Genomic DNA, 18,249 nt, shown 5'->3' on the forward strand with positions numbered 1-18,249 from the left:
AGCATAGAAGACTTATGTCCTCCAACGCTGTGGCTTTGCTGCTAAATTATAATCGTGAGAAAATTATTATTTGGTTGGAGGACTCTTTTAACCTCTATTTCTATTCTATATTTATTTCTGTCCTTATTTTTTTTACTAAAAAATTACCCATTAACTTTTTACCTTGGTCATTTGGATGAAGTCCATCATACAAGTACTTTCCATTCTCACCATCATTAGTCTCAAATTTTTCAGAAATACCGCTTTCAAAAAAAGAATCTATAACAGTTATTCCATAATAATTTGCAACTTCTACAATGCGATCTCTTTTTTGTTTAGTAATTTCAAATCGTCTACTTCCTGTAGGATTAGATTGAATAGGTGTTGAAATAATTATTTGTACGTTAGGTGCAATACATTTAATAGATTCAATTGCCCACATTAGTCCAGTAACCATATGTACTTTTCTATCATAGTTTGGATAATCATACTTTACATATTCTAAATAAGCGTTTTCAGTATTATACTTAGAATCATTTGTTCCAGCAGCTAGTACTATTAAATCAACTCTTTCAAGCTCTCCACTACCAACAGCGATATCTATTGGTACATTAAATTCATTTTTAGTTATAGGGTGTGCCCATTTAATTTGCTCACCTTTAGGAGTAATCTTTTGTGCTAAACGACAAACTTGATTAAACACTGTATTATTAGGGCTATTTGAATCTAATTGTGAGCTAAAATCAAATGTTGTATTAGTAAAATCTTGATATCTAGCACCACTTATAGACAAATTAACTAAGTCAAATTTCAATTTTCTTGCTGCTTGATACGCCCAACTATTAGTATGTGCAGTAATACTATCAGCAATAAAAACTACCTTTTTACTAAAGAATAAACTTGAAGAATACGATACTTCTATTCCTGTGGAATAAGCATACCCATAACCAAATTGAGAAGATCCTTTTGTCTTATAGAGTAATTTGTAATCATTTTCATCAAAATCACTATTAGTTAAATTAAATAGAGGTAATTTAATTGGTGTTGTAAAGAATACAATAAGGTTCTTATTAAATGGTATTGTAACTTCATTAAAGTTAAATGTTAATAGATCGAATGTATTTTTCTTATAATCTTTCTTATACAACTTTTTTGATGTTAGTATAACTACTTCTTCCTCTTTAATTCCATTTTTGAACTCATGTGTATAACCTATTTTCATTTCAAATTCTTCTTCTGTATTATCTCCAACACACAAATAACAACTTAGTGAATTTATTTTGCCAAAGAACCCTGATCTGATAAAACCAAGAAGTGAATCTGTATGATATACAGTATTAAAGTTTTGTTCAAATGTTTTTTCTTTATCTAAAAATTTTATAGTTTTTTTACTGTTTTCTAAATAGAGTAGATTAATTATATCGGTATTTTTTTCAGCTACATCTTTACATTTTGTTGCATAAGTAGACTCTATAGGAGTTCTAAATAATGTTTTAACTACTCTTTGATATTCTTCAAACTCATGAAATACTGAACCAAACTCTATCATTATAGTATTTAAGCTCTCATTTTCTTCTGCTTTATCAGAAAAAACAGTCATTCTGTAACCTACTATTTCTTTAGAATTATATGGTATTGTTAGTTTAGTTAATGATTCGGAAATATACCCAAACTCAATTACTTCATCATTTTTATTTAAAAACTGATAATGAAAAGACCATCTACTTTTCAATGCTAAACCTGAAACTGCTATAGTTTTAGTTGGATTATCAGACAAATCAATGATATGGCTAATGATAGCATTCTCTCTTCTTATTATTTTATCATCTGCTAAGTAGAACCCTTTTTTTACTTTTTTGTAATCAAATTTATTTCTTCCTAAAGAAGAAAAATCCTGATCTTCTTCATTTAGAAAACCTTTACTATAAACCTCCCCACCACTAACAAACCCCATATTCCCCTCCTCAATCTGTCCATCAGCAACAATAGGAACCACAGCCACTTCCCACTTATCCCCATCATAAGTAACAAAGTTAATCCCTTGAGATAAATCCACCTGTATGTTATCAGCATTAATGAAAATACCACTCTCAGTAGGTATATAAAACCCACTATCAACACGTTTTTCATTTACAGATAGTGTCCCCTGGAACCCTCCATTACTAACATTAATAGCTGGCACCATTTCGTTGATTTTACCCACCATAGAGTTAACTTCATCAGCTGACATATACTCATACGCAGGAATATTCTCTTTTATAATCTGAGCTAACTTAGCATCATTGTCTACTTTCTTATTTATCTTTAATGGCTGTATCATTTCTTATTTTTTAAATACTATCCAATGAACTTTAAATTGTGTTCTTTCTCCAACTTCTTTTCTTGATGCTTTTACTCTAAATCCTGTGGTTTTATGATCAAAGCTGCTTACTATAATTATGTGCTTTGCATTAGAAGCATACGTATCTAATAATGACTCTACACTAATTAGAAGTATATAATCATCAGTATTCAATTCCTTATCAAAGTCTATCCTTATATGACCAGGTACTGTTCCTTCAACAACATCCGCAAAAGAGTGTGTTTCATAACCTTTAGCTAAAATTTGATGTTGATACATATCATTCACCTTAGGTACCAATGCACTCAAATCCTTCAAATCAGCCACCCTAACAAAACTATTCCAAGCGATATTAGTAGAACCTTGTGGAGTATTAGTCACATAAGTAAACCCACGTACAGGAAGCATCTGTTTAGCACTTCCGTCACCCGTATCATATATATCATCTACCTTATCAGTGATGATAGTTACCCCACCAGTCTTCTTACCACCTTTAAATTGGAATATGCGACCATCTATACACATGATACCATCACTCACATAAGTAACACCCTCTTTTACTTCATCCACGCACCCTTTTAGAATAGTATTACTACCACAGACAGCAGCTATATTGGTTAAAGACTGTTGGATTCCATCATTTAAGGTTTGTATACTCTCTATTTGTAGAGGATATCCATCCTTTTCAATAATCAAATGTTTATCTTGACTCATATCTTATTTCGTAATTTTTCGAATACAACTTATAGTATTCGATTAAGTTTTTCATTGTGATAAGCTGTGTTTTATCCAGCTTTACATCTTCAGGTATTAATACCAGGAAGTCATAGTTTCGTATCCACTTTTCAGTAAACATAAAACTCTTACCTAAGTATAGTGGCTTCTGTCGCTGTTGAAAGTATAATAACCGCCTATCATCTATACTATTATTCTGAACCTTAATCCGCTTTAAGAAAGGATCAAACTCATCATTCAGCATCTTTTGTAGATAGACTACCTGACTGTTATAACTAACCCTTTTAAGTCTGTCTTTTCTAAAGTTCAAAAACAATGAATGAATAGACTTAACAGGATTGACGCAACTCCAAAACAACCATATCAACAGTGGCTGTCTAAGGCTAATAGGTAAGAACAACTTAACCAATTTATCCCAATCTATGCGATATACGTTATTGTTCATATGCTCGATAGTTAAATGATGAAGTTGTTTTGTCCAGGATCAAATATCCAGAATCAGGTCTGCGTATTTCATCCACCACACCTGCATTGTCTATATTTGTAGTTTCATAACTATAAGAAGCATACTTTGTCCAGGCATCTTTGATATTTATATACAACACCCCATCTATACGTTTAACAACATCCTCAAGTTCCGACTTAATAAACTCTCCATTAAATTCGATTGAACGCAAGTAATTCTCTATTGCATTTGGAACAGGAGTAGCTTGAGTACCATCAAGACGTTTACCTTCAGTATCCAATACCAATGGATCATAATACACATCCATCTTTAGTTTTAAGTCATCTCCTTTATCTGAAGTAGGCTGTACGTATGTACCTGCATCCGCTACGAGATTCATATAAGCAGTGAATGCTTGCAGTTCTACAGGTATTAGAGGTATCATATTTACACCTTCCTTCTTAACTACTTTAATTCTTAGAACACCACGTCCACTTACTGTTATCTTCTGTGCCGCCGCATTCGCCACTATCTTAGCCTTCTTTATCTGCTCTTCAGATAGTCCCTCAGTATCATAAACATCACTTTCATTAAGTGAATACCCATACATAAATGCAAGAGCCTTTTCTCTATACCACTTATGCGTATGCACCCTTGACTTAGCTATCACATCATCGATATCCTTCTTAAACAAGTCAAATAGCCCCTCCAAGAACCATATCCCAAAAGCAACAAAATCAAACAATAGATACTCCAAACTAACTTTAGAAAACTGCTGTTCAAACGTCTTATTCTGATCAAGTTTATACTTAGTAATGATTTCCTCATTACTCATAAACTCGTTAGTCATTTGACTCTTTATTTCATCTCTACTTCTCATATCTAAAACATTGGGAATGTATGTGGCAATCGATAATTAAACACACTCTTATAGTCTATCAGTCCAGTTGCAGGAGGATTAACACGCAGTTTATCCACTATCAGCTTATTGACCTGTCCCACCACCTTATACTCACTACCAATAGCCTTTTCATCAGTAATAGAAGTGTTATTCTCTATGGCCATAAGTAAAGTATTGCTTAGACTACCTGTAGCCTCTAATACCACATCTATAAAGCACTGATTATTCTTAATTTTTATAGTCTGCATCTATTCTAAACGGTTTATTAGGATACAAATCCAAGGTTCTTACATTCAGTCCATCCATAGAGAAATGCTCTCTTATGCGATGCCTAAAGGCTAAATAGTTATGATCTAAAAGCATATTGTGTAACCCAACACCGAGAACAGGATTCGTTTTCCATTCCCCTGGATGTGTGATAAGGATAAGAGCCTTGTTCTGCTCAAGTATATCACCTACCACAATTCCCTGAGTTATTTTGCCCTCTGCATTGCGTTGTACATCTATGTTTAAATCCATAAACCCTTCAGCATCTTGTTCACCTTGTATTTGAATACCTATATTTCTCATTTCAATTGCCCTTTAAAGGTTCCTGTTACAGGACCACCATTATTCGCAAGTCCTCCTTGATAATCTATCTCAGCCTTCTTAGTATAACTATCGATAGCTGTTGCTAACCGTTCTGCAAATTCATCAAAAGAATTTTTCTCTCTCTCCATCATATCAGTCAATATCGACTTAATATTTTTTTTTAACTCACCTTTATCTAAAGCCATATTTAATCAATGTTTGAACACTATTTAAACAGTGTTTTAAAATCCTCCTCCAGCTTCTGTATCTTTTGTTGTGTAGGAGGTAAGGGCGTACCACTCGGACCTACTCCTGTACTTACTGTCAATGTCTTAATCGCATCACATAGATTAGCCATTGTTTCACTAAGTTTAACCCCTGATACTTCTACAGAGACCTTATCATCCACAGTGATATTTACATTAGCACTGATGATTTCTACCTTATCTAACGCATCCATTGAGATTACGAATAGATTATCCAATGTACCAGTACTCGACATCATGATCACATCACTACCGATACTGGGGGTCATCAATACCTTTTTATCTACACCTGTTACAGTAGCCTTAAGCCTTACATCACTTACCTCAAGTCCTGAAGCAAGCTTTACAGAACAGGTTTCTCCTTCTACAGCTGTAACCTCGCCCAAGAGGGGCAAGTTCCACATATCGCCTACGATAGCCCTTATTAACCTTCTTAGTTCAGTAATCTTACTCATACACTTAGTTTTATTCCTGTTTCTATTGTTCGTACTCCTCCTGATGGACTAAAACTTGTTTTTACTGATACCACATAGTATTTACCTGTTTTCTCAGGATATTCTTGATCTATAATTTCAGCTGTATAAGTAGGCTCTATATATGGAATTAACCAAGATGTAAAACTTCCTTTATAACCATCGAATAGGTGTAACTTAAGTTCCGAATCCGCTATTTCTTTAGCGTGACTAGGGCTTATATTTCCTATTTTTTTAGTTATTTTATCTCCTCCAGTAGTACCTGAGGTAACTTGTTGTACCTTTCCATTTTTATCTGTAGTTTCTATAATGACTTCTACTTTCTTGTCTTGAGCACTTCTATATTCGAGACTACTACTTTCGATATTTCGGTGCATTGAATACTTAACTTCACCACCTTTTTCTACATAAGCCTGATGAATATGTAATGTTTTATTTATTGTATCAAACCAAACATTTGCAGAAGTATCTTCCTGAAGCTTCTTTAGCACATCATATGCTGTAGCATCATTGATTGTAAACTTCTCATAGACTATCCCATAATCACATATTACCTTATAGCTACTATCAACTTGACTACATAGTTTCTCAGCTATCTCTTTCAATTCTATACTTGCGAATTGTTCATTCTTAACTGATTTCCTAAAAAGAAACAATGCATCTTCACACTCTACAGTAATAGCACCATTATTACTTAGTACTTCTTTTACATAACCTCTAAATTCTTCCTTTAACTCATCATTATACCCTAAAAAGACTTTTACTTCAGTACCTCTTTTTATTTCAGAAGGCAAGAATAAAGGGGCATTAAATCGTGATCCTGGCAAAGTGATAAGGCATGTATCAGCGAGATTTTCTACATTCTTTTCTATCTCTACTGAGTGTACTACATCACATCTGAACTTTTTACCGTTTGCAGTAATAAAGCCAATTTTAAAGTTCATTTTAAGCATTTGGATCTTCTAATATTAATGCATCAATAGGCATATCACTTAATGCCTTTATTTCGTAAGCTTGGACATTTTCTCCTTTAGTAAATGGAAAATTAAAACTTTCTATTGCGATATAGTTAATACCTAACAATTCAAAAATTGGACAAGTAACAGCTATTTCTTTACCGCTTAACAGATAGTCTCTAAGCTTATTAAAATCGCTAATAGGAAATGTATCTTCATATACTCCTTGTTCGTTTGCACCAAAGAAGATACCAGTGATAGTGATATTATAGTCATCCATACTCCAACGTTCTTTCACTGTTCCAAATATTCCATCACTAAAATCTTGATGGTACTTCATCACAGATCGCTTAACGATATTGTTCTTACCACTTATATTAATCATAGGTTCATAAGGTAATGTAAACCATTCACTACCATCTACACTTAAAGAAAGAGGAAAGAACTGCTCCTCATCACTGACAGGTATATTCGCTTTCCATTGTTCACCTTCTACATTTCCTTTTTCATCCTTTACCCTTACAGGCTTAGGAAACTGTGGATAGGGTAGAACTGGTAATACATGTTTACCTAAGAAGTTTTGCACCTTTGCTATTCGAGGTACCTGTTGAATTATCTTTGAGCCAAGTAAGCTCGCTACTACCATATCATTCATATTTCTTCCTTTTTATTCCCCTCCATTGGAGGGGTGCCCTTTAGGGCGGGGTGGTTCTCATCACTATTACCTAATTTCCAGCACTCACAGCACTTCCTAGTAATCTTAAGAATGCATCTGTACTTTGTTCTTGCATTTCATCCACACTCTCTTTAAAGCCTTCACGGTTAATATTAAGTACACCTATTAGATCATTCAGATTTATCGTTATATAGTTGTGCTTAGTCCCTCCAGTAGCTACTGCTGTATTAGATTTATCTTTATCGCCTTTTCCACCACCTATACTACTATTGATTGTGGATGCACCAGGTACTCCATCAGGACTACTAATACCAAGGCTCTTTTTCATATCACCCATCATATCTGACAGGCTTTTATCATTCCATTTTAATGATCCTGCTGCCTTTTTGGTAGAATCCCAAGCATTAGCAAAATCTTGCTTTGCTTCTTGAGCTGTTTGTTTTAAAGCAGCCTTTCTTTCCTCACTGCGTTGCTCTATAATTGCTATCTGTGCATTGGCTTCATCTTCATTCCATAAAGACTTCAATTTATACCAAGCAACCATGATATTTTCAATATTTCGCATTAGCATATCATATATAGTTCCCCATGTAAACTTGATTAAATTTATGTAACCACTCCATAGACTCTTAGCAGCATTAACAGTATTACTCCACGCTAATCCCCAACCATCTACTTTATAAATAAGCCAACCTATTAGTGCGATTAAAGCAATTACTCCTGCTATTATCCAGGTTATCGGGTTTGATAACATAGCAAAGTTTAATTTCCACCATGCAGCCGAACCTAGATTTGTAGCTAATGTCATTCCTTTCTGTATCGCTGTGGTGGCTAACATAGTTCCTTTCATAATCATCAAAGCAAGGGTTATACTACCTATTGCTATCGCAAAAAAAAGTAAGTATGGATTTCCCTCTTGTATTTGGTTAACTAACCAACCTAAACCGTTAAATGTCAAATCTAATACAGCTCCTCCTAATTCAATTAGTTTTTCTGCTACAGGACCTATTACTTGATAAAAAATAAGCAACTTTTCAGAAGCATTATCCACAAACTGAGCCCATTTACCTCCAAGGGTTTGACCTTGTTTTTCGGCCATTTGATAGAATTTACCCCCTTCAGCTGTAGCACTCATAAAGGCATCTTCTACCATCTGAGCACTTATAGAACCCTTTGCCATTTCATCTTTAAGCTGACCAATACTCTTACCTGTTTTCAATGCCATTTCACTCAATGGATTAAAACCAGCATTAATCATTTGGTTCAAATCTTGTCCGTTTAATTTCCCTGTACTACTCATTTGAGCAAAAGCAAGGGTTAATGAATCCATCTTATTCTTATCACCCATTGCCAAGTCCCCTATAGCTCGTAGAATAGGCATTACCTTTTGCCCTTCGATTTGAAACCCTAATAGTTGTTTAGCATTTTCTCCTAATGACATCTTATCATACGGAGTTTCCATACCATACTTAGTTAAATTAGCTACCATATTTTGAGCAGCTTCTTTACTCCCAAGTAACACCTCAAAACTAGTATTCTGTAAGTCTTGCTCTATACCTTTTTTAATTGATGCACCTGCTATAGTACCTGCTACTACAAGTGGATTAGTAAGCAACCCAGCAAAGGGGATTTGACTAAAAGCATCTTTAGCCCAGCTACTTAATTTACTTTGTGAAGTTGTACTTTCAAGACTTTGTATTTGTCGCTCTAAGTTCTGTATCTCTGTATTAAACTGTCGTATATGAGCTACATCTCGTTGATGGATAAGACCACGTTCTTGTTTTAATTTATCGAGTTGCTCTTTCAGCTTATCTGCTGGAGCACCAAGTTCTCGAAGAGCACTGGCTACTAATACAGATTCATGTTGTACAGTACCTAATCGATTAGTAGTCTCTACAGCAGCACCTCCGAGGCGTTGCATAGTAGCAGTTGCCCGATCCCGTATATTTATTACATATTCTAATAGATTAGCCATTTGCCTTGTTTTCTTCTTTTCTTATCCACTCCAGTTCTGCATACCGATATCCTATTTCCCAGTACTCCATATCATAAGGTTCTATCTTTAGATAGTACCTGAGCATAGTATATATTTTACGGATATTTATGATCCATTCATCTAACTCTTGATAGTATTCTTCTTGAGTTAGTTTACGTGATTTACTTTCTCCAGGAGAAGAACTAAAATCACGATTAAACGAACCTTCTCCTAAAGCTTTTCCACCTCTACACGTTCAGTCTCCACTACTAACATCATCTGTGAAGCGAATGCATTAACCTTATACTCATCATCTCTGATATCTTCACTAAGTGCTAACAGACACGAATCAAACAGATGCTTGTTGTAACTGATAAACTTGTTTTGTGCCAGCATAGCCTGCCCATACTCAATTTCCTTCATGGTTGGTCTACGCACGATTGCATAAACACCTGATTCACCTTTTAATTTATGCACTACTTTATGTTGTGCTTTAAACTGTTCTATTTGTTCAGGAGTCACATCTCCTATAAATACTTTACCCATTGTCTTTTTGTGTTTAAAAAAAGCCTCCTTATCCAAGAAGGCTTTTAATTCATAATTCTATTTGCTCGCGTAGATTGCTCACGCGGATTTGCAATCCGTGTGTTAATTCGTAATTGAATTAAACCCCATTCTCCACCTTAAGTGCGATAAATGGCAACGTGATTTCTGCACGTTTATCTCCTTGCTTCCAGTCCTTAATATCCTCTGTGAATCGTAGTCCTATAATACGATCAGTACGCATCATATCGCCTTCTGATGGATCGCCATAATTGACGATTGCATCCAAGTTAAGAGACAGGATACTCCCTCGTTTTCCTGACTTTTGTAACGCGATTACCTCACTTTGCAATAGTGTTACTTCTCCTTCTACAGAGATATTACCAGTCTGAATAGAGTGCGCATATCTCCCTTTCGCAAAGCTCGCCTCCCTTTCTGCCTTTTCACCGTACTTAATGCCTGTGATACCTACCATATCTCTATTACCCAAGATAAGCGTGATATCACCCCATTCATATTGTCGGCCACTTACTATTACTGGCATATTTGTATCTTTTTTTGTTATTACTCCTTTTTACAGTTTCCTGTTACCAGTTCCCCATTCCCTGTTACCCATTAACAGGCACAAACCCCAACTGCACATCGATAAACCTATTATATCCAAATGGCTTCACCTGAACTACCATTTTTAGTTTACCTGTACTCACAAGATTGTGTTCTAAATCTACTTGACAGATTACACCTCGATCTCCCTCTTCAGACACGCTCAATTCTCCTTCAGCTGTCATACTCGTATAGATAGCAGATTCTACTGCGTTCTCTATCATCTTAGCATCGATTGGATTAATCGCTCCGTTAGGCATCGTATTGCTGTTATCAAGTAAGAAATCAAGCATTGCTATATACACAATTCTGTAAGCCTTATCGATTACACGTCTACGAGAGATATATCTATAATCATCCGTTTCACTTGTCGCTAATGGATCATCTATTAAGAAGTAACCCGACTTGCCCTGGTGAAAGCGAAATGACAAATACCCTTTGTCATACAAGGCCTCTACATCATACTGATCAACTGTTGTATTACCGATATACATTTCTAAAGGTTTCAAAGCTCCATCACGTACACGTCCCATATTGACGTGTACTTGCACCTTAGCTAACCTTCCCATCACTACACCACTTGCAGCACCTTTACTACCTTTTTCAGTATCTCCGATTAGAATACCTACTCGGTTATAGGACTTTTCTAATAGGGTATCTAATGCTACTTTATCTCCATTAAAGGCATAACCTTCTAATAGGATAAAGAAAGGAGCATAGCGACGTTCAGTATATTTATTACCCAACTGTTGTGCAAGCGACATCGCTAATACGACATCCTTATCTATTCCTTTCTCCACCGTAATAGTCACAGTAGCATCAGGATCATAAGCAGTGAATAATCCTCTTATTTTTCCCTGTGCAGCATTCAGTAATGTTTCAGCCAATGCCTCACCATTTTGCTCAGCAAAGTAATCAGACAGCTTTACCTTTTTATCAACACCCATCAACCACAGTTCAGTACCTTCTCCAGCTTCAGCATAGAACTCTCTAAGAGTTTTATGCAGTCTATAGTTATTAGTGTCAGGTAGAATACCCATCGCACCAACATCCTTCATAGACTTAATTTGATAAGGCTTATTAAGTTCAAACTTACCTGTTACAGCTACAGCACTTGCTAACAATCCAAAACATCCATCAGGCATACTAACCACTTGACCTAAGTTTCCGTTCTGAAATTCTATTTTTATTCCTGGTAACATCTTACTTCTTTTAAATTCTAACTTGCGTACTGGCAGTATAAATGGAAACATAACTATTCACCTTTATCTTCCTTTACGTCCTCTTGTTCCTCGTTCCCTGTTTTCGGTTCCACGTTTCCGTTATCGCGGATTTGCAATCCGTGATTTTCTTCCCCGTTTCCTGTTCCCTCTCCTAAATCAACTTCAATATTAGCAGTCAACTCTGATCTTCTTTTCTCAACAGCAGCTTTAACAGTAACCTGTTTATGTACTTCATAAGCATTTAACTGTTCTAAAGTTTCCACCTGCTTAATTTCAGCAATCAATTCAGCAGCACTCTTATTGTTTGTTTTTGGCTCCCTGTTCTCCTGCTGCGCAAAGTCTCCTGACTTTGAGTCTACCTTTTTCTGTTCACCATCAACTTGATTCACCTTTCTATCTTCTAAAGACAGTGCGTGATTCTTGGCATCCTGTTCGTGATAGAACTTAATACCATCACTTGTTTGATATAATTTCTTAGACATACTTTACATTTTTAGTTGTCGCGGATTTGTAATCCGTGACTTAATTAACTTTTTTCCTCACGAAATACCCAACACCACCGATACCAATCAAAAACATAAAGACTCGCCCCATCCATATCTGCAAACTTTGCCACCAAGACAATTCTAAGGGTACAGGCACAGGTATTTTAATTTCTTTAACCTTGTTTTCTTTGATGTACTTATCCCGCCACTCAAAAAATAGCGATTGCGCCTCTAACGTACAATCTACTGTCAATTTGTTATTGACTAACTGAACTTTAGGCGGTTGCAACACCTTGTTTTTACTGCGTTTAATATTCGCATCTTTCACAACTATTTTATTGCCCTGTATGGCAAGTTCAGCCACATAACTGCTTCTATCAGCTTCTACTACCAGTGTAGTATCTCTTTTTACTTCTTCCACAGTTGTCGTTACACTCTCGGTAACGGTAGGCTGTAGGCTAACTGCCTGCTTATTGCTTCCGCAACTCACAGACAGCATAATTGCCAACACCATAAACACAATGGATAGATATCTCTTTAAATTCTGCATAATTTCTTTTTTTCTTGTTCCCTGTTATCTGTTTCCAGTTCCCTTTAAATACTATTTAAACGGTCTTAAAAACCCCTTAATTGAACTTATTTTCCTTTTTTTCTGTGCAACAATATACCCCTCTCGACTCGCTTCATCATTCGTATTACCTTCAATACTAATGATACTATCTCCTTGAACTTCTATTACAATCCCCGTATGCCCTTGACCTTTCCCAAAGTCCATAATAAATACATCCCCTGCTTGTGGAGTGCTCACGCGCAGATTAGAGCGTGAGTTCCACTGTTTGAGCACACCTCCCGTCTTGAGTAGTGGGTTAGATATTTTATAGTCATTGCATACTTCCTGTACACACCAGTAAACGAAAGCCATACACCACGCATATCCTTCTCCGAGACCTACACTGTTCAAGTACTTTTTTACTCCTGGACCTTTATTGTTTTTCTGTGGCCATTCCTGAACGTTCATCTGACTTTGTGCCTGTAGTATTAATTGCTTATGCATATTATTCTCGTTTACCATTTAATTGTTTGTACTTTCTAAGTTCTGCAATCAACTCCTTGTTTTGCTTAGCGAGCAACTCAAGACGTTCCTCAAGGTTCTTTATTTCAAGCCGTGCTGTATTTAGCTCATCAATAGCTTCTCGGTGTAAGTTCGATGTCTTGTATAGTTCATTAGTAGCCTCTTTTAATTTGCTACCCAAATCTTCTACATACTCTCGATAGTACTTTAGTGACTTCTCTACATTTTCTAATTCAGAAGCCTGAACCTCTGTATTATTCTTTTTTCGAGTTGCCCACCAAGTTGCTACAGAAGACACCAAACCAACAACCGCCGCTATTAATGTCTCATTCATACACTACTTAGATAATTGCTCCTATGAATTTATTTTGAATAGGCATTGCAATAAAGTAATGTCTATAGTTTATTAAATTTGCTTGAGTAGTAGTACTTCCTGAAGCAGGTTCAAAGTATTGTTTTGTTTTACCTGTTTTCTTACCAATGTTATCAGTATAAAATGCAAAAGAAGCCACTTTTGCATCAGCATCAGGTACAGAACCATAAGGCACTTTCTTACCTGTTGTAGCATAATATGGATTTGAGACATAAGTAAATACATGAAATCCTCCAATAAGTTGATTTACTTTACCAGTATTATGATCTACGAATAGATTAGCAAAACGCTGTTTGTCTTTAAGCATTACATTGTAATGTTTTGTTGCTAAAACTAAACGTCTTTCCTCTTCAGGAATTTCAGCATTATCAAATTTATCTTTAAGATCAATAATTGCATTGTAGATATCTTCTGCTGTGTAATCGTCTTTTAAAACAATAACAGGAGTATCATTACTATTTTCAGCTGGTGAAATAGCATGTGCTGCTTTTTTGTACTTTGTACTATTAATTTTTTTGACATGCCCTCTTGTTGCAGTATCAATTTTTCTGTAAGATGCCCCCATTGCAGCATCATCACTGATACTTGTTGCTTTTGTCTGATACTTGTCTAATGCGATAGACTTAGTTCCATCTTCATACTCTTGTACTTCGATTGGATAAGTACTATTATTAATAAGTACATCAGGACTAAATGTTTCAATTGGGATATGAATTAAGTTCTGTTCAGTTGCAGTCCCTTCTCCTAAAAATGCCTCTTCTGCTTCTAATTCAGGAATACCATCTAACCACGGTGCTACATTCTCACTGGTAAGTTTCTCCCTTACTCTTGATTCCCATACTTCTGGAAAATTTTTTGCCATATTTTTATATGTATTTTGTTCTTATTTTACTTGCTATCGCGGATTTGCAATCCGTGATGTTTATTCCCCTGTAAACTGTTAACCGTTAACTGTAAACAATTTATTATACGCCTCAGGTTGTTCTTTCTTAAATGCCAACTGAGCAGTTAACTCCAACTTTTGAAAATCGTCTAAGGTTTTCACTTCACTCTTACCTGCACCAGCATTACTGATTTGATGAGATAGAGACTGTTTAGAAGGCAATACTTCGATAATGCTTTTCGCAACAGATAACTCTAATTGCTCAAAGGTTGGTTTCTGCTCGATGGTAATTTTACCATCACTCACAGCTTTATCTAAATAAGCTGTCTTCTCAGCTAAGGCATTTGCTTCATGTGCTTCTTTATAACCTTTATTTTCTGCTGATAAAGTAGCTACTTGATTAGACAACCCTTGTAATTTCGCTTCTACTACAGCTAAGTCAACTCCATCTGTAGGAGCATCTGTCATCCCTAACACAGTTAGAGATGCTACACTTAATTTTACTTTACTCATATTATTTTCTAAGTTTAATTCATTCGGAATAAGGGATAATTGTGTTTTAACCAGTTCATCACTTTGCAGTTCAAGCTTACTATTATATAAATGGATGGCATTCATATTGCTTGGTACTGCTACAATAGATACTTCGTATAACTCACATTTAGTCAATATCAGTTTATCTCCAATCCATTCCAAATCATCAGGATTCCAAATAATACCCATTGAGCAACCTTTGATATAACCACGTTCAACCTTTCCACCAATAGCTATTGCATTAGTATCTTCTTGATCAAACTCAGGTAGCATTAACAATAAGTCACCTTCTATACCAATATTTGTCCATTTACCAATAACACTCTTATTGTCCAATTGATGTCCATCAAGCATTACAGGATTTGGTTCAAATCGAACTAAAGAAATTCCTGAAGTCAGTACATAAAAGCCATAACTATTTTTTACACGTTGATCATTTGCTACAAATCGTTTTATCTTACTCATTTCCTCGTTATTGATGTGGCAAATTTTCAACATTAAAAACACCTACTCAACTAACCTTGCACTCCTCGTACAAATGCGTTCGGAAATCGGACACTTATTATATATATAAGGTGTTACAAGCCACTTTTGCATCAAAATAGATACTATGCGCAATACAGAAAATGAAAAGGATTTTGCTAAACAACTATTCCTGGAGGGTATCACTCGTAAGGAAATTGCACAGCGTTTAAAACGTACTGAAAAGACTATTGGCAAATGGGTAACAGATGGGAAGTGGGAGAACCTTAAACGTTCCTTATTAGTAACAAAAGAAACGCAAATCAATACTTTATACAGTCAATTAGAGCGATTAAATATTGAAATAGAAACAAGACCAACAGTGTATGATATACCTGCTGTTTTATTAAAGCCAGTAAAACTAAAAGACGAAAATGGAAATGAATCTATTCAATGGCCTGATTACAATCCAAGTGACTTTCCTGTTAAAATATCAAATACACCTACAAGTAAGGAAGCTGATATCATTTCGAAGTTAACAGCCTCAATTAATAAGTTAGAAACTGAGACATCTATTGCTGAAGTAATCGAAGTGAGTAAACAAATCATTCTCTTTATTCAAGGGGTTGACTTTGATTTTGCTAAGAAATTGACAAACTATATCGATGTATTTATCCTTGAAAGAATGAAGTAATGGCAAAGAAATCAAATAAACAACATTTAGCAGATTGGCAAGAGTTCCGAAACAATATTCGTTCTTCAACTCAAATTGACTTACAGGAAGACCCATTAGAGAAAATAAAGCGTATTGAACGATTAGAGAAAGATGATGAAGCTTGGTTTAAATACTACTTTCCAAACTTCTATACTTCAGAACCTGCACCTTTTCATAAGAAATCGACCAAACAGGTAATGAAGAATATGGAACTGTATTTAGTACGTTCATGGTCACGTGAACTGGCTAAGTCTGCACGCACGATGATGGAAACTTTAAAACTTGGATTAACAGGTAAGAAGTCAAACATCATCTTAGTATCGAACTCATTTGATAATGCAGTGCGATTATTAGCTCCGTATAGAATCATTTTGGAATCTAACCAGCGTATAATTAATGACTATGGAGAACAGGCTTCTATTGGACAGTGGGAAGCAGCCGAATTTATAACAAAACAAGGTATTGCCTTTCGTGCTTTAGGTGCAGGACAATCACCAAGGGGAACACGTAAAGACGCTAAACGTCCTGATCTAATTCTGATTGATGATATAGATACGGATGAAGAATGCCGTAATCCAGAACGTATCCGTAATAAAGTGAACTGGATAGAACAGGCACTTATTCCTACACGTTCTATATCTAATCCCTTGATGATTATTGCTTGTGGTAACATCATTGCCAAATTCTGTTGTATTACAGAAATGGCTAAGAAAGCAGATAATCACGAAATAGTAAATATTAGAGATAAGGAAGGAAAGTCAACATGGCCTACCAAAAATACAGAAGAAGACATTGATAGGGTACTGAAACAGATCAGTTATAACAGTGCTCAAAAAGAGTACTTCAATAACCCTGTATCAGAAGGAGAAATTTTCAAAGAGATATACTGGGATAAATGCCCTCCTTTACAACATTGTGAACGTGTAGTAGCCTATGCAGACCCCGCAACATCTAATAAAGATAAAGGGAACGCATCTACTAAAGGAATTGTAATCGTTGGTTACAAGGCTCAGAAATACTATGTATATACCTGTTGGTTAGACACCATGCGTAACTCTAAGTTTGTTGATGCGTTATTCAGTGCATATGACTATTTGGAGGGGAAAAAGGTCGATGTTAAGCGATTGTATATTGAAAATAACTCCTTACAAGACCCCTTCTACGAACAAGTATTAATACCACTAATTCGAGCAAAAGAAAAAGAACGCAACAATACCTTACCACTCACACCTGATGAGCGTAAGAAGGCAGAAAAGTTCTTTCGTATCGAGGGAAGACTTGAACCATTACATCGTAATGGCCAACTAATATTTAATAGTTCTGAGAAGAAAAACCCACACATGGAACGCTTAGAACAGCAGATGTTAGGAGTTAGTGAAAAAGCCAAAATGATGGACGGACCCGATATGATAGAAGGAGCTGTGGGTATGATTCAGCCTGCCATACATTCATACTCTAATCAGTATGTATATGGCAAACGAGTAAACAACAAATACTAAAGCTGTCGCGGATTTGCAATCCGTGACCTTACTAAAATACAAATTATGTTCATAGAAAAACAAGACCTTAAAAACACCATATACGGCTACCAAGTAGCCCAAATTACAGAAGACGATGACACCATTGTAGAGCAAGCTATTGATGCAGCTATACAAGAATGTAGAAGTTTCCTATCAGCTAATATCAACAAGAAGGAAAATCAAGATGGTAGATTCCTCTATGATGTAGAGAAGATATTTAATGCGACAGGTAAAGACCGTAATGCATTGATAGTGCAATACTGTATCACGATAGCCAAATGGTACATCGTTGACCTATGTAATGCAGACATTATAATGGAACAAGCAAAGGAGCGATACGACAGAGTATTAAAGAGTCTAACGAACCTAAGTAAGGGAGAAACAACACTATCAAACCTCCCAATCATAAATATATCAGACGAATTAGAACAATCAGGAACTAAACCATTCCGATTCGGTTCACGTCCTAAATTCCATCACGAATAACCGTTAACTGTAAACCGTTAACCGTAAACTAAT

Annotated in this window: 23 protein-coding genes; 3 read left to right on the top strand and 20 right to left on the bottom strand. The window is 35.6% G+C overall.

Annotated elements, in window-relative coordinates; genetic code table 11:
* Nucleotides 1–100: 100 nt before the first annotated feature.
* The 20 genes from MODO_RS15375 to MODO_RS15470 form a co-directional block, all read right to left on the bottom strand.
* Entirely contained in the window at nt 101–2,299 is a 2,199-nt protein-coding gene (locus MODO_RS15375) for an SGNH/GDSL hydrolase family protein (RefSeq protein ID WP_059051244.1), read from the bottom strand.
* Between the two features lie 3 nt (nt 2,300–2,302).
* Nucleotides 2,303–3,034, bottom strand: coding sequence for a hypothetical protein (locus tag MODO_RS15380; protein WP_059051246.1), 732 nt, complete (start codon nt 3,032–3,034; stop codon nt 2,303–2,305).
* Complete coding sequence (locus MODO_RS15385; protein ID WP_059051248.1) at nt 3,021–3,500, bottom strand: hypothetical protein; 480 nt, start codon at nt 3,498–3,500, stop codon at nt 3,021–3,023. Before MODO_RS15385 ends, MODO_RS15380 begins: the two co-directional genes overlap by 14 nt.
* Nucleotides 3,490–4,380 carry a hypothetical protein gene (locus tag MODO_RS15390; RefSeq protein ID WP_059051250.1) on the bottom strand — a complete coding sequence of 297 codons (891 nt, stop codon included), beginning with the start codon at nt 4,378–4,380 and terminating at the stop codon, nt 3,490–3,492. Before MODO_RS15390 ends, MODO_RS15385 begins: the two co-directional genes overlap by 11 nt.
* Before the next feature lie 2 nt (nt 4,381–4,382).
* Complete coding sequence (locus MODO_RS15395) at nt 4,383–4,649, bottom strand: hypothetical protein (RefSeq protein WP_059051252.1); 267 nt, start codon at nt 4,647–4,649, stop codon at nt 4,383–4,385.
* A complete protein-coding gene (locus MODO_RS15400) occupies nt 4,630–4,971 on the bottom strand; it encodes a hypothetical protein (RefSeq protein ID WP_059051254.1) in 342 nt (113 codons plus the stop codon). Before MODO_RS15400 ends, MODO_RS15395 begins: the two co-directional genes overlap by 20 nt.
* On the bottom strand, nt 4,968–5,177 hold the full coding sequence (locus MODO_RS15405; RefSeq protein ID WP_059051256.1) for a hypothetical protein: 210 nt from the start codon (nt 5,175–5,177) through the stop codon (nt 4,968–4,970). The genes MODO_RS15400 and MODO_RS15405 overlap by 4 nt, the downstream gene beginning before the upstream one ends.
* Before the next feature lie 20 nt (nt 5,178–5,197).
* Nucleotides 5,198–5,692, bottom strand: a complete 495-nt coding sequence (locus MODO_RS15410; RefSeq protein ID WP_059051258.1) for a hypothetical protein — start codon at nt 5,690–5,692, stop codon at nt 5,198–5,200.
* Nucleotides 5,689–6,654, bottom strand: a complete 966-nt coding sequence (locus MODO_RS15415) for an XkdQ/YqbQ family protein (protein WP_059051343.1) — start codon at nt 6,652–6,654, stop codon at nt 5,689–5,691. Before MODO_RS15415 ends, MODO_RS15410 begins: the two co-directional genes overlap by 4 nt.
* Before the next feature lies 1 nt (nt 6,655).
* A complete protein-coding gene (locus tag MODO_RS15420; RefSeq protein ID WP_059051260.1) occupies nt 6,656–7,321 on the bottom strand; it encodes a DUF6046 domain-containing protein in 666 nt (221 codons plus the stop codon).
* Between the two features lie 70 nt (nt 7,322–7,391).
* A complete protein-coding gene (locus tag MODO_RS15425) occupies nt 7,392–9,317 on the bottom strand; it encodes a tape measure protein (protein WP_069190346.1) in 1,926 nt (641 codons plus the stop codon).
* 231 nt (nt 9,318–9,548) lie between these two features.
* Entirely contained in the window at nt 9,549–9,863 is a 315-nt protein-coding gene (locus MODO_RS15430; RefSeq protein ID WP_059051265.1) for a hypothetical protein, read from the bottom strand.
* A 118-nt stretch (nt 9,864–9,981) separates the two neighbouring features.
* A complete protein-coding gene (locus tag MODO_RS15435) occupies nt 9,982–10,404 on the bottom strand; it encodes a hypothetical protein (protein WP_059051268.1) in 423 nt (140 codons plus the stop codon).
* 64 nt (nt 10,405–10,468) lie between these two features.
* Nucleotides 10,469–11,716 (bottom strand): DUF2586 family protein, encoded by a 1,248-nt coding sequence (locus MODO_RS15440; RefSeq protein WP_235811668.1) that lies wholly within the window; start codon nt 11,714–11,716, stop codon nt 10,469–10,471.
* A 2-nt stretch (nt 11,717–11,718) separates the two neighbouring features.
* Nucleotides 11,719–12,168 carry a hypothetical protein gene (locus tag MODO_RS15445; RefSeq protein ID WP_059051269.1) on the bottom strand — a complete coding sequence of 150 codons (450 nt, stop codon included), beginning with the start codon at nt 12,166–12,168 and terminating at the stop codon, nt 11,719–11,721.
* Nucleotides 12,169–12,208: 40 nt separating this feature from the next.
* Complete coding sequence (locus MODO_RS15450) at nt 12,209–12,721, bottom strand: hypothetical protein (RefSeq protein WP_059051271.1); 513 nt, start codon at nt 12,719–12,721, stop codon at nt 12,209–12,211.
* 51 nt (nt 12,722–12,772) lie between these two features.
* The gene (locus tag MODO_RS15455) at nt 12,773–13,225 is read right to left on the bottom strand and encodes a CHAP domain-containing protein (RefSeq protein WP_059051347.1); all 453 of its coding nucleotides are present in this window, start codon (nt 13,223–13,225) and stop codon (nt 12,773–12,775) included.
* 1 nt (nt 13,226) lies between these two features.
* Nucleotides 13,227–13,577, bottom strand: a complete 351-nt coding sequence (locus MODO_RS15460) for a hypothetical protein (RefSeq protein WP_059051272.1) — start codon at nt 13,575–13,577, stop codon at nt 13,227–13,229.
* Between the two features lie 7 nt (nt 13,578–13,584).
* Entirely contained in the window at nt 13,585–14,478 is an 894-nt protein-coding gene (locus MODO_RS15465) for a phage major capsid protein (RefSeq protein WP_059051274.1), read from the bottom strand.
* A 78-nt stretch (nt 14,479–14,556) separates the two neighbouring features.
* Complete coding sequence (locus MODO_RS15470; protein WP_059051277.1) at nt 14,557–15,498, bottom strand: HK97 family phage prohead protease; 942 nt, start codon at nt 15,496–15,498, stop codon at nt 14,557–14,559.
* A 145-nt stretch (nt 15,499–15,643) separates the two neighbouring features.
* Between MODO_RS15470 and MODO_RS15475 the strand changes: the two genes are divergently transcribed.
* From MODO_RS15475 to MODO_RS15485, 3 genes are read left to right on the top strand one after another with little or no spacing between them, the layout of a single operon-like run.
* Nucleotides 15,644–16,189: a terminase gpP N-terminus-related DNA-binding protein gene (locus MODO_RS15475; RefSeq protein WP_059051279.1), complete on the top strand. Its 546-nt coding sequence runs from the start codon at nt 15,644–15,646 to the stop codon at nt 16,187–16,189.
* Nucleotides 16,189–17,709 (top strand): hypothetical protein, encoded by a 1,521-nt coding sequence (locus MODO_RS15480; RefSeq protein WP_059051281.1) that lies wholly within the window; start codon nt 16,189–16,191, stop codon nt 17,707–17,709. The genes MODO_RS15475 and MODO_RS15480 overlap by 1 nt, the downstream gene beginning before the upstream one ends.
* A 45-nt stretch (nt 17,710–17,754) precedes the next feature.
* Nucleotides 17,755–18,216 carry a phage protein Gp36 family protein gene (locus tag MODO_RS15485; RefSeq protein ID WP_059051283.1) on the top strand — a complete coding sequence of 154 codons (462 nt, stop codon included), beginning with the start codon at nt 17,755–17,757 and terminating at the stop codon, nt 18,214–18,216.
* Nucleotides 18,217–18,249: the final 33 nt, after the last annotated feature.

Origin of the sequence: Myroides odoratimimus (genome assembly GCF_001485415.1) — a bacterium.
GTDB lineage: Bacteria > Bacteroidota > Bacteroidia > Flavobacteriales > Flavobacteriaceae > Flavobacterium > Flavobacterium odoratimimum.